This is a genomic window from Paralimibaculum aggregatum, assembly GCF_030270585.1.
Lineage (GTDB): Bacteria > Pseudomonadota > Alphaproteobacteria > Rhodobacterales > Rhodobacteraceae > Thermohalobaculum > Thermohalobaculum aggregatum.
In genome coordinates this window covers 1-12,378 of the sequence record NZ_BSYI01000072.1, presented here as the reverse complement: position 1 = coordinate 12,378, position 12,378 = coordinate 1, and the positions used below count along the sequence as shown (strand labels likewise).

Here is a 12,378-nt window from a genome sequence, read left to right as displayed (position 1 = left end):
CGCGCTCATCGCCCTCGCCGCCCCGGCGGGCGCGGCGCCGCAGCGGGTCGTCTCGATGAACCTCTGCACCGACCAGCTGGCGCTGATGCTCGGCGCTCCGGGGCAGCTGGTCTCGGTCTCGGCCTGGTCGGCGCGGCCGAGCGCCTCCGACCTGGCCGAGCAGGCCGCGCGCCTGCCGCTCAACCGCGGCGGCGCCGAGCAGGTCTATACCCTGCGCCCGGATCTCGTGCTGGCCGGCGCCTTCACCAACCGCGCCTCGGTGGCGCTGCTGCGCCGGCTGGGGCTGCGCGTCGAGGTGTTCCCGCCGGCGCGCTCCTTCGCCGAGCTGCGCGAGAGCATCGCGCGGATGGGCCGGCTGCTCGGGCGCGAGGACGCCGCCGCCGCGCTCGACGCCGCCTTCCTGGCCGAGCTCGCCGCGCTGCGCGCCCGCGCCGGCCGCCTCGCGCGGCGCGGCGCCGCCTTCCACTACCCCAACAGCTACACCTCCGGTACCGACACGCTGGCGCACGAGATCATGGAGAGCGCCGGGCTCGACAACGCCGCCGCCAGGCTCGGGCTGGCCGGCGTCGCGCGCCTCGGGCTCGAGCGGCTGGTGATGCTGCGGCCCTTCCTGATCCGCACCGAGACGCTCTCCGGCGCCGCCACCGGGCGCTCCTACGAGCCGGCGCGCCATCCCGCCCTCGCCGAGGTGGCGGCGGCGGCCGGCGGCGCGGTGCTGGCGGAGCGCTGGCAGGTCTGCGGCACGCCCTTCGTGACGCGGGCCATCGCGGCCCTGCTCGCGGCGCGCGAGGGCTCAGGCGGGGAGCGCGGCGGGGGCGGCGAGGGCGAATAGCCCGGTGACGTCGAGATGCGCCTCGAGATGATCGGCGAGCGCATCGAGCGTCGTCTCCACCTCCCGCTCGTAGGCGAGCCCCGACGCCGCCCCGCCCAGCGCCGCGAGGAAGGCGCCCCGGAAGCCGTCGGCGGCGAAGAGCCCGTGCAGGTAGCTCCCCATCGCCCGGCCGCAGGGCGAGACCGCGCCCTCCGGCGCGCCGGCGATCTCGAGGAAGGGCCGGGCGCGGTCCGGTCCCTCGGTCCGCCCGATATGGATCTCGTAGCCCCGCACCGCGGTGCCGCTCGCGGGGTGGCGGCCGCAGACCTCGGCGAGCCGCTTCTCCGGGGTCATCACCGTCTCGACATCAAGCAGGCCCAGCCCCTCCGAGACCCCGGGCGCGCCCTCGATGCCCGCCGGATCGGCCACCCGCCGGCCGAGCATCTGGTAGCCGCCGCAGAGCCCGAGCACCCGCCCGCCGCGGCGCCAGTGGGCGGCGATGTCGATGTCCCAGCCCTCGGCGCGGAGCTGCGCGAGATCGCCGCGAGTCGACTTGGTGCCGGCGAGGATCACCAGATCCGCCGCCGGGATCGCGCGGCCCGGCGGCACCAGCTCGAGGCTCACGCCCGGTTCCAGCTTCAGCGGGTCGAGATCGTCGAAATTGGCGATGCGCGCGAGCATCGGCACCGCGATACGCAGACCGCCGGGGCGCGGCGCGGCGGCGAGGTCGAGCGCATCCTCGGCCGGCAGGCGCGCGGCGCCGGCGAACCAGGGCACGACGCCGAAGCCCGGCCAGCCGGTGCGCGCGGCGATCTCCCGGTAGCCGCCGTCGAAGAGCCGCGGATCGCCGCGGAAGCGGTTCACCAGGAAGCCGCGGATCATCGCCCGGTCGGCCGCATCCAGCACCGCCGCGGTGCCGACGAGCTGCGCGATCACGCCGCCGCGGTCGATATCGCCGGCCAGCACCACCGGCACCGCCGCGGCCCGCGCAAAGCCCATGTTGGCGATGTCTCCGGCGCGCAGGTTGATCTCCGCCGGCGAGCCCGCGCCCTCCACCAGCACGAGATCGGCCGTGGCCGCCAGCCGGCCGAAGCTCTCCAGCACCGGCGCCAGCAGCCGCGGCTTCTCCGCGCCATAGGCCCCGGCGCCGAGCGCCCCGAGGCGGCGGCCCTGCACGATCACCTGCGCACCGGTCTCGCTCTCGGGCTTCAGCAGCACCGGGTTCATGTGCACCGAGGGCGCCAGCCCCGCGGCGCGGGCCTGCAGCGCCTGCGCCCGGCCGATCTCGCCGCCATCCGCGGTGACGGCGGCATTGTTCGACATGTTCTGCGGCTTGAAGGGGGCGACCGAGAGGCCGCGCCGCCGCGCCGCCCGGCAGAGCCCGGCGACCAGCAGCGACTTGCCGACATTGGAGCCGGTGCCCTGCAGCATCAGGGCGCGGGCGTCTCGCGTGCTCACCGGAGCCCCGGGGTGAAGATCGCCCCCGTCGCGAAGGCCGGCGGCATCTCCAGCCCCGGCGGATCGGCGCGCGCGCCGGCCCGCGCGCCCGGCAGGTTGCCCGCTGCGGCGAGCTCGGCGCGGCCGAGCGCGGTCTCGACCACCAGATGCCGCGCCGCCCCCGGCCGGGCGCCGGCGATGGCGGCATGGGCGGTGGCCCAGCCCTGCCCCGCCGCAGCGGCCAGCGCGGGATCGGTGCCGCGCAGCGTGACGCGCGCCTCCGCCCGGCCGAAGCCGAGATCGTGCCGCGGCTGGCCGGCGCCGCCCGGCAGCAGCGCCTCGGTGTCCGGCCCGAGCGGGGTCACCGCCGCCGGCCCCGGCGCGCCGAGCCGCACCCGCGGCAGCACCAGCAGGATGCGCTCCGGCCCGTCCGCCGGGGCCCAGGCGAAGGCGCGGGTGCCCTTCGGCACGGCCAGCCGCAGCGCGGCGCCCGGCAGGATCGCCTCGATGCGGTCGGCGCCCCGGCGCAGCTCCAGCGCCGCGCCCGGCGCGCGGCCCACCGCCGCCGCCGCGCCGTGCAGGCCGAGCGACCAGACCCCGCGGGCGCGCTCCAGCGTCCCGGCGATGAAGCCGAGGATCTCCACCGGCTCCCAGGGCAGGCGGCGCAGCGCCAGGCCGAGCGCGTCGGCGCGCACCGGCAGGCGCCCCCAGATCTCCTGCCGCCAGGCCTCCGGCGCGTCGCGCCAGGCGGCGACCTCGTCGCCGGAGCGGGCGCAGCCGCGGCAGAGCCCGGTCTCCGCATCCATCTCGCAGATCCCGATGCAGGGGCTGGCGGGCAGCGGCTGGCGCGGGGGCGCGGCGGCGTCGGAGGCGGTCATCTCAGAACTCCACGCCGGGCTGCGCCTTCACGCCGGAGCGGAAGGGATGCTTGACCAGCGTCATCTCGGTCACCAGATCGGCGGCCTCGACCAGCGCCTCGGCGGCGTTGCGCCCGGTCAGCACGACATGCGTCGTCGGCGGCTTCTCGGCGCGCAGGAAGGCCAGCACCTCGTCGAGGTCGAGATAGCCGTAGCGCAGCGCGATGTTGATCTCGTCGAGCAGCACCATGCGGATCTCCGGGTCGCGGATCAGCCGCTTGGCAGTCTCCCAGCCGGCGGCGGCCATCGCCATGTCGCGGGCCTTGTCCTGGGTGACCCAGGTGAAGCCCTCGCCCATGGTGTGGAAGGCGCAGAGATCGGCGAAATGCGCCGCGATCAGCCGCCGCTCGCCGGTCTCCATGCCGCCCTTGATGAACTGCACCACGGCGCAGCGCATGTCCTGCGCGATGCAGCGGAAGATCATCCCGAAGGCGGCGGAGGACTTGCCCTTGCCCTTGCCGGTATGGACGATCACCAGCCCGCGCTCCTCGGTCTTGGTGGCCATGATCTTCTCCCGCGCGGCGGCCTTCTTGGCCATCTTCCGCGCATGGGCCTCGAGATCCTCGGTCATCGGCTGGGGCTCCTTGTGTCGGTGTGGGGGGCGGCGAGGGCGGCGAGCCGGTCGCGGACGGAGTTCGCGCGCGGCCGCCAGAGCCCGCGCTCGATCGCCTCGCCGAGCCGCGCCGCGATCTCGCGCAGCGCCGCCGGGTTGGCCTCGGCGAGGAAGGCGCGGGTGTCGTCGTCGGCCAGATAGGCATCGTGCACCAGCTCGAAATGGTGGTCGGCGACGGCATGGGTGGTGGCGGCGAAGGCGAAGAGATAGTCCACCGTCGCGGCCATCTCGAAGGCGCCCTTGTAGCCGTGGCGCCTGACCCCGGCGATCCATTTCGGGTTGACCACCCGGGCGCGGACGACGCGGCCGACCTCCTCGGCCAGGGTGCGGATCACCGGGCGCTCGGGGCGCGAATGGTCGGCGTGATAGACCGCCGGCGCGGCGCCGCTGAGATGCTCGACGGTGGCCGCCATGCCGCCCTCGAACTGGTAGTAGTCGTCGCTGTCCAGCAGGTCGTGCTCGCGGTTGTCCTGGTTCTGCACCACCGCCTCGGCCTCGGCGAGCCTTGCCGCCAGCCGGTCCCGCGCCGGGGTGCCCTCGGCGCCCTGGCCATAGGCATGGCCGCCCCAGTCGAGCCAGGTCTCGGCGAGATCGGCGCGCGATTCCCAGAGCCGCTCGTCGATCAGCGCCTGCAGCCCGGCGCCGTAGGCCCCCGGCTTCGCGCCGAAGACGCGGTAGCCGGCGCGCGCCTCCGGATCGGCCGCGCCCTCGGCGGCGAGCCGTGCCCGCTCGGCCCGGTAGCGCGCGGCAGCGGGGTTCTCCGCCGCCGGCTCGTCGAGCGCCATTACCGCCCGGGCGGCGCTGTCGAGCAGGTCGATCTGCCCCGGGAAGGCGTCGCGGAAGAAGCCGGAGATGCGCAGCGTGACATCCACCCGCGGCCGGCCCAGCACCTCGAGCGGCAGGATCTCGAAGCCGGTCACCCGCCGCGAGGCGCCGTCCCAGCGCGGCCGCACCCCCATCAGCGCCAGCGCCTGGGCGATGTCGTCGCCGCCGGTGCGCATGTTGGCGGTGCCCCAGGCGGTGAGCGCGATGGCGCGCGGCCAGTCGCCCTGCTCCTGGGCATGGCGCTCGGTGAGGCGCTGCGCCGAGGCCCAGCCGAGCGCCCAGGCCGCCGGGGTCGGCACCGCGCGGGTGTCCACCGAGTAGAAGTTGCGCCCGGTCGGCAGCACGTCGGGCCGCCCGCGGGTCGGCGCGCCGGACGGCCCCGGCGGCACGAAGCGCCCGTCGAGCCCGGCCAGCAGCCCCGCCATCTCGGCCGGGCCGGAGGCGCGCAGGGCGGGCCGCAGCCGCGCCTCGACCTCGCCGATCACCGCCGCCGAATGCGCGCCCGGCGGCGGGGCCTGCCCGGCCAGCAGCCGGGCGGCGAGAAGCTCCAGCCGCTCCACCGTGTCGCCGGCCGAGCGCCAGGCATCGCCGGTGAGCCCCGCCAGCACCGCCGGCCGCGGCCCCTCCCAGGGCGCGGACATCGCGCAGTCCAGCGGGTCGAACTCCTCGCCCCAGAGCCCGAGATCGCGGGCCAGCGCCCGGATCAGCGAGGCGCTCGCGCCGCGGTCGCGCCCGCGCGGCAGCCGCGCCAGCGCCGCCAGCAGATCGGTCTCGAGCCGCCCCGCCGGGGCCTCGCCGAAGACATGCAGCCCGTCGCGGATCTGGCTCTCCTTCAGCTCGCAGAGGAACTCGTCGAGCTTGCGCAGCCGGCTGTCGGCATCGTCCTCCGCCGCAATCCCGGCATCGCGGTCGATCCCGGCCCGTTCGGTCAGCGCCAGGATCTCGCGGCGCAGATGCGCGAGCCGCCGGGCATCGACCCCGGCCGCCTCGTAATACTCGTCCACCAGCGCCTCGAGATCGCGCAGCGGGCCATAGGTCTCGGCCCGGGTCAGCGGCGGGGTCAGGTGATCGAGGATCACCGCCTGCGCGCGGCGCTTGGCCTGCGTGCCCTCGCCCGGATCGTTGACGATGAAGGGATAGAGATGCGGCATCGGCCCGAGCACCGCCTCGGGAAAGCACGCCTCCGAGAGCGACACCGCCTTGCCCGGCAGCCATTCGAGATTGCCATGCTTGCCGAGATGCACCACCGCCTGCGCGCCGAACTGCTCGCGGAGCCAGATGTAGAAGGCGAAATAGCCGTGCGGCGGCACCAGGTCGGGGCTGTGATAGGTCTCCGCCGGGGCGATGTTGTAGCCGCGCGCCGGCTGCACCCCGAGCACCGCATTGCCGAAGCGGTGCAGCGCGAGGCGGAAGGCGCCCTCCGCGACGAAGGGATCAGCCTCCGGCGGCCCCCAGCGCCCGGTCACCGCCTGCCGCACCGGCTCCGGCAGCCAGGCGAAGGCCGCGCGGTAATCGGCCAGCGCCAGCGCCTCGCCGCCGGTCCGCGGGCCGGCGGCATTGGTCGGCCCGGCGGTGACCTGCGCCATCAGCGCGGCGCCGTCCGCCGGCGCGCCCGCGATGCCGTAGCCCGCCGCCGCCAGCGCCTGCAGCACCCCCGCCGCCGAGGCCGGCGTGTCGAGCCCGACGCCGTTGCCGAGCCGCCCGTCGCGGTTCGGATAGTTGGCCAGCACCAGCGCCAGCCGCCGCTCGGCCCGCGGCGTGGCGGCCAGCCGCACCCAGCCCGCCGCCAGCCTCGCCGCGAAGGCGATGCGGCCGGGCTCCGGGCGATAGCCGAGGATCGGGCACTCGGTGGCGACGTCGCGGCGCAGCTCGCCCTTGAAGGCCACGGCGCGGGCAAGAATGCGCCCGTCGACCTCCGGCAGCGCCACGTTCATCGCGATGTCGCGCGCGCCGAGCCCGCGGTCTGCCGCCGCCCAGGCGGCACGGTCGGCGCCGGAGAACACCACCTGCAGCACCGGCGCGCCGGGGGCGTCGAGCGGGGTGGGCGTGCGCCCCTCCGGCCCGGCCTCCACCGCGCCGACGGCGAAGCTCGTCGCGTTCAGCACCACCGCGGGCGGCGCCTCGGCGAACAGCGCCGCGAGGGTCGCCGCCGAGACCGCCTCCTTGAGCGAGGCGACGAAGACCGGCAGCGGGTTCAGGCCCTCCGCCGCGAGCGCATCGGCCAGCGCATCCACCGGCGCGAGCCCGCCGCCCTGCAGCAGCGCGCGGTAGAACACCACCGCCGCCACCGGCCGCCCCGGCACCCAGCGCGCGCGCAGGCCGTCGAGATCGCCGACGCGGCCGCCGCCCAGCCAGGCCGCGGGCAGATAGACCCCGGCGCGCAGCAAGGGCGCCGCCGCCGGCGGGCGCGGGCCGGCGCCGATCAGATGCGCGCAGTGGCGCAGAAACGTCTCGGCATTGCCCGGCCCGCCCTCGACGAGGCAGGTCCTGAGCGCCTCCCAGTCCCCGGCGCCCGCCGCCGATAGCCGCGCCAGGTCCGGGTCAGGCCGGTCATCGCCCGGCAGCGCCACGAAGCGCACGCCGGCGGGGCCGAGCCGGGCGCAGCACTGCTCGATGCCATAGGCCCAGTAGCCCTCGCCGCCGAGGATGCGCGCCACCACCAGCCGCGCCTTCGAAAGCGTCGCATCGAGATAGAGGTCCACCGAATAGGGGTGGCGCAGCCAGTCGAGCCGGGCGAGGCGAAGCGAGGGCGCGCCCGGCCCCAGCCGCGCCTGCGCCTCGGCCAGCGCCGCGAGCTCGCTGTCATTGGCCGAGATCACCACGATATCGGCGGGGGACTGGCCGGGATCGACCGGCTCGGTGCCGTCGCCGACCTCGCCCTGCTGCGCGAGGAGGAGATGCATCCGCGGCTCAGGCGGTCTCGGCCGGCGCCGGGGCCGGCGCGGCGGTCAGCATCGCGGCCAGCGCGGCGGCGTCGATCCCGGCCTCGGCAATCGCGACAAGGCGCGTGGCACGGGCCTCGCCCGGGGCGAAGGGGCGGTCGTAATGGGTCGCGACCCGCGGCCCCACGGCCTGCAGCACGAGGCGCATCGGCTTGCCCGCGACCGCCGCGAAGCCCTTCACCCGCAGCAGTGCATGGGCGCGGATCGCCGCCTCGACGCGGGCCGCCAGCGCCGCCGGGTCGGCGATCTCGGGCAGCTCCAGCACCACGCTCTCGAAGGCGTCGTGGCCGTGATCGTCGTGGTAGTGATGGTGCCCGCCGTGCTCGCCATGCCCGCCGTGCCCGTCGTGGTGATCGTCGTGGTCGTCGTGATGGTGGTGGCGGTCGTGATGCGGCGCCCGGCGGGCCGCGAGATCGTCCTCGGCGCCGATGCCGAGGCCGAGCACCACCTCCGGCGCCGCCGCGCCGTGGCGCGCCTGCACCACCCGCACGCCGGGCCGGGCGGCGGCCGCGAGCCGGGCCGCCACGGCCCCGGCCTCGGCAGCGGCGAGAAGGTCGGTCTTGTTCACCAGCACGAGATCGGCGCAGGCCAGCTGGTCCTCGAAGAGCGCCGAGAGCGGGGTGGCGTGGGACAGCCGGTCGTCGGCGGCGCGCTGGCGGTCGACCGCGCCCTCGTCGGCGGCGAAGCGGCCCTCGGCCAGCGCCTTGCCGTCGACCACCGCGACGACGCCGTCCACGGTGACGCGGGTGCGGATGTCGGGCCAGTCGAAGGCGCGCACCAGCGGCTGCGGCAGCGCCAGACCCGAGGTCTCGATCACGATATGGTCGGGCACCGGGTCGAGCGCCAGCAGCGCCTCGATCGCCGGCACGAAATCATCCGCCACGGCGCAGCAGATGCAGCCGTTGGAGAGCTCCACCACGCCGCCCGCGCCGCAGCCCTCGATGCCGCAGCCCCGGAGGATCTCGCCATCAACGCCGAGATCGCCGAACTCGTTGATCACCAGCGCGATGCGCCGGCCGCGGGCGTTCTCCAGCAGGTGGCGGATCAGCGTGGTCTTGCCGGCGCCGAGAAAGCCGGTGACGACGGTTGCGGGAATTCTGGCGGGCTTCTGCGCGGGCATGGGGCCTCCGGTGGCGGGAGCGGGAAGGGGCTGGGCGGTACTGGCAGGGCGGTACCGGCGGGGCGGAACTCGCAGGGCGGCGGCGGGCCCGGGCGCGCGGCCCGGACCCCTGCTGCCGCCGGACCGGTGGCTCAGCCGAGGCCGAGGGCGGCGAAGGCCGCGCCCTCGACCAGCTCGAGCGCGAGGAAGGCGCCGACGCCGAGCACCGCCGCGCCGGTCAGCCGCGCGGGCATGGCGGCGCCCGCCGCGCGCCGGCCGAGGCCGGCAACCGCGATCCCGGCCGCTGCCGCGAGGACGTATTGCACCGCCGCGAGGCCGATCAGGTAGCCCTGGGTGACCGCCGCCGGGGCGCCGCCCTCCTGCCCCGCGAGGGTCTCGCCGAAGGCCCAGCCGTGGAACAGCCCGGCCACCGCGAAGAGCCCCGCCAGAACCGGCAGCGCAAGCCCGCGTCCGGCCGCCACGAGCCCGCCAAGCAGCAGCAGCGAGAGCGCGATCGCCGGCTCGACCAGCGGCAGCGCGACACCGGCCAGCACCAGCCCGACCCCGGCCAGCATCGCCGCCAGATAGGCCAGCGGCGCCAGCCAGCGCGCGCCGGCCAGCACCGAGGCGACGCCGACGGCGAGGATGAAGAACAGGTGGTCGAAGCCGAGGATCGGGTGCCCGATGCCGGAGAGCATGCCCTGGGCGAAGGTGGTCATCGGCATGCCGCCCAGCGGGTGATGGGCGAGCGCCGGGGTGGTGGCCAGCGCGAGCAGCGCCGCGAGGGTGAAGGTCTTGCGTGTCATGTCCCGTTCCGACTCTCGTTGGGCACGGGGGTCTGCGGCGAGACGGGGGCAACGGCCCGGACCGGTCTCTGACCGCCACGGAGCACCCCGCCCGCATGCGTTCTCCGCCGGCACCGCCGGCGGGGCGAGGGCAGGTCTCCCGGCTCGCGGGTCGTCGCCGTGTCTCTCCGCCTTCCCGGGGTCTTCCGCCCCAGTGGCATCGTGGAGAGCCGGCTCGCCGCTTACGGTCGCGGGGGCGGCGCGGGGTCCCGGGGCTCCTGCGTGGATAGGCCCGGCCCGACTTCCCTTTTCGCCTGCCCCGCAGATCCGCGGCAGGCACCGTCGCAGCCGCATTAGGGCCATGGCCGGCGCCGGCCTGTCAATCGCAAAGACGCGCCGGCGCCGCCCCGAATTTGCCTTTGACAGCGCCCGCCGGGATGCGGCAGAGGGGGAGCGGGACGGTTCCGCCGCCCGCGACGGCGGCGGATGAAATGGGAACGCGGTGCGGCCTACCCGATCGGGGGCCCAAGCCGCGGCTGCCCCCGCAACTGTGAGCGGCGAGCGCCCGTCCATCCGCGCCACTGCCCCCGGCCCCTGCGGCCACCGGGCGGGAAGGCCGGACGTGGCGCCACGACCCGCGAGCCAGGAGACCTGCCGCCCCCGTCACCACTCCCGCCTGCGGAGGGCTTGCGGGGAGCGGCGGATTGCCCGCGCCGGTGACCTCTGTCGCCGTTCGCGCCGGGCAGGGTCCTTCCCCGTCGGTGCCGGACACCAACCGCCGCCCGGCCCGCGTGCCGGTACCAAGGGGCCGTTCCATGCCCGACCTGCCTGTCCGCCCAGCGTTTCCCGAGGGCGCCCGCCCCGCTTCGGGGGCGCTGCTCGCGCTGCTCCTCGTGCCCGCCGCGCCGCTGGCCGAGGAGCGCGAGACCCCGGCCGCCCTGGCCCTGCCGGAGCTCGTGGTCTCCGCCCCCACCCGCACGCCGCTGCAGGCCGCGCGCAGCGGCGCCTCGGTCAGCGTGCTCACCGCCGCCGAGCTCGCCGCCGAGCCGCAGCCGACGCTCGACCGCGTGCTCGAGCGCCTGCCGGGCTTCGCCGTCGCCAGCCGCGGCGTGCCGGGCTCGGCCGGCGAGGTCTCGGTCCGCGGCTTCGGCGCCGAGGACATCCTGCTGCGCATCGACGGCATCGAGTTCGCCGATCCGGGCGAGCTGCGCACCCAGCCCGATCTCGGCCAGGTGCTGGCCGGCGACGCCCAGCGCATCGAGGCGGTCAAGGGCGCCCAGAGCGCGCTCTATGGCGGCGAGGCGGTGGGCGGCGTGATCGACATGACCACCGCCCGCGCCCGCGGCTCCGGCTTCGGCGCCACCGGCCAGATCGAGACCGGCAGCTTCGGCACGGTGAGCGCGCTGGCCAGCCTCGGCATGGGCGCCGCGGGCTGGGACATCGCGGTCTCCGCCCAGGCGCTGCGCACCGACGGCTATTCCGCCGCGCGCGCCGGCAGCGAGCCCGACGGCGCCGCCAACATCACCCTCGCCGCCACCGGCTCGGCGGATCTCACCGAGAGCCTGACCGCCGGCGCCGCCTTCCGCTTCTACGACCGCGAGACCGATATCGACCGCACCTCGCGCGGCCAGGTGATCGACGCGATCGGCGACAGCGCCGCGAGCCGGGTGGTGGCGGGGCGGGCCTTCCTCGGCCACCGGGCCTTCGACGAGCGCCTGACCCAGGAGCTGGCGATCCAGCAGTTCGCCTCGCGCCGGGAGTTCGACCAGGCGGTCTCCGGCTTCAGCCGCTATGACGGCGGGCGCACCAAGCTCGACTATCTCGCGACCTTCGCCGCGCTGCCCGAGCTCGACCTGCTGGCCGGGGCGGACTGGACCCGCGAGGCGGTGGAGACCTCGGACGGGCTCGACACCGCCTCGCACATCACCGGCGGCTTCGTGCAGGCGGTCTGGTCGCCGCTGGCGCCGCTGACCCTGACCGGCGCGCTGCGGCAGGACCAGCACTCGGATTTCGGCGGCTTCACCACCTGGCGCGCCACCGCGGCCTGGGAGGCGCTGCCCGGCACGGTGCTGCGCGCCGCCGGCGGCTCGGGCTTCCGCGCGCCGTCGAACCGCGAGCTGTTCACCCCGGAGGGGCCCTTCGGCCCGGTCGGCAATGCCGATCTCCGGCCTGAGGAGAGCCTGACCTGGGAGGCCGGGATCACGCAGACCGCGCTGGACGGCCGCCTGACCGCCTCCGCCACCTATTTCGGCAGCCGCACCGAGGAGCTGATCGCCTTCGTCTTCGGCACCGGCTATGCGCAGATCCCCGGCACCACGCGGCGCCAGGGGGTCGAGGTCTCGCTCGCCGCGCGGCCGCTGCCCTGGGCCGAGATCGGGCTCGACTACACCTTCCTCGACACCGAGAACCCGGACGGCGCGCCGCTCGACTATGCCCCGCGCCACGATCTCACCGCGGCGCTCACGGTGCGGCCGGCGGAGAGCCTGCGCCTCGGGTTGCGGGCGAGCTATCTGGCCGGCGTCGAGGACGATGGCGAGCGGCTCGCGCCGTTCCTCAGGCTCGACCTCACCGCGGCCTGGGCGGTGACCGACGCGGTCGAGCTCTTCGCCCGCGTCGAGAACGCGCTCGACCAGGACTATGTGCGCGTGACCGGCTACGAGACGCCGGGGGTCGCGGCCTTCGCCGGCATCCGCGCGGCGTTCTGAGCATGGGCTGGGCGGGCGCCCGGGTGGCGGGCCATTTCGGCGAGTTCCTGCAGGGACGGCTCGGCGAGGCCGGGCCGGTGGCGCTGGTCACCCTGCCCTGCCCGGCGGCGGCGGTGACCGCCCGGGTCCGCCTCGGCACCCCCTTCGCCTATGCGCCGGGGCCGGCGGCGCCGCTCGGCCGGGCGCGGACGGCATCGGTGCTGCGGGCGGTGCTCGGCCATCCCCGCGCGGCGGTGCGGCTGCG

At 76.2% G+C, this 12,378-nt stretch carries 8 protein-coding genes, 1 pseudogene and 2 riboswitches; of the genes and pseudogenes, 3 read left to right on the top strand and 6 right to left on the bottom strand.

What is annotated here, in order from left to right; translation table 11 throughout:
- A partial coding sequence (locus QSJ97_RS23650; RefSeq protein ID WP_285674911.1) for an ABC transporter substrate-binding protein occupies positions 1–832 on the top strand: 832 nt, incomplete at its 5' end.
- Here the strand turns inward: QSJ97_RS23650 and QSJ97_RS23645 are convergent.
- The 6 genes from QSJ97_RS23645 to QSJ97_RS23620 all read right to left on the bottom strand — a co-directional run bounded on the left by QSJ97_RS23645 (position 794) and on the right by QSJ97_RS23620 (position 9,450).
- Complete coding sequence (locus tag QSJ97_RS23645) at positions 794–2,242, bottom strand: cobyric acid synthase (protein ID WP_285674912.1); 1,449 nt, start codon at positions 2,240–2,242, stop codon at positions 794–796. The two genes, QSJ97_RS23650 and QSJ97_RS23645, sit on opposite strands and share 39 nt — an antisense overlap.
- Before the next feature lie 23 nt (positions 2,243–2,265).
- On the bottom strand, positions 2,266–3,126 hold the full coding sequence (locus tag QSJ97_RS23640; RefSeq protein ID WP_285674910.1) for a DUF1289 domain-containing protein: 861 nt from the start codon (positions 3,124–3,126) through the stop codon (positions 2,266–2,268).
- Between the two features lies 1 nt (position 3,127).
- Positions 3,128–3,736, bottom strand: coding sequence for a cob(I)yrinic acid a,c-diamide adenosyltransferase (gene cobO / locus QSJ97_RS23635; RefSeq protein WP_285674909.1), 609 nt, complete (start codon positions 3,734–3,736; stop codon positions 3,128–3,130).
- Positions 3,733–7,506, bottom strand: coding sequence for a cobaltochelatase subunit CobN (gene cobN, locus QSJ97_RS23630; protein WP_285674907.1), 3,774 nt, complete (start codon positions 7,504–7,506; stop codon positions 3,733–3,735). The genes cobO and cobN overlap by 4 nt, the downstream gene beginning before the upstream one ends.
- A gap of 7 nt (positions 7,507–7,513) precedes the next feature.
- A complete protein-coding gene (gene cobW, locus QSJ97_RS23625; RefSeq protein WP_285674904.1) occupies positions 7,514–8,665 on the bottom strand; it encodes a cobalamin biosynthesis protein CobW in 1,152 nt (383 codons plus the stop codon).
- A 131-nt stretch (positions 8,666–8,796) separates the two neighbouring features.
- Positions 8,797–9,450 (bottom strand): HupE/UreJ family protein, encoded by a 654-nt coding sequence (locus QSJ97_RS23620; protein ID WP_285674902.1) that lies wholly within the window; start codon positions 9,448–9,450, stop codon positions 8,797–8,799.
- 112 nt (positions 9,451–9,562) lie between these two features.
- Positions 9,563–9,788: riboswitch (cobalamin riboswitch) on the bottom strand.
- An 83-nt stretch (positions 9,789–9,871) separates the two neighbouring features.
- A riboswitch (cobalamin riboswitch) is annotated at positions 9,872–10,102 on the top strand.
- 142 nt (positions 10,103–10,244) lie between these two features.
- On the opposite strand from QSJ97_RS23620, the gene QSJ97_RS23615 reads away from it, so the two are divergent.
- Both QSJ97_RS23615 and QSJ97_RS23610 read left to right on the top strand, forming a co-directional pair.
- Positions 10,245–12,134, top strand: coding sequence for a TonB-dependent receptor plug domain-containing protein (locus QSJ97_RS23615; protein ID WP_285674901.1), 1,890 nt, complete (start codon positions 10,245–10,247; stop codon positions 12,132–12,134).
- Between the two features lie 2 nt (positions 12,135–12,136).
- Positions 12,137–12,378: pseudogene (locus tag QSJ97_RS23610) on the top strand (hypothetical protein); the annotation flags it as partial.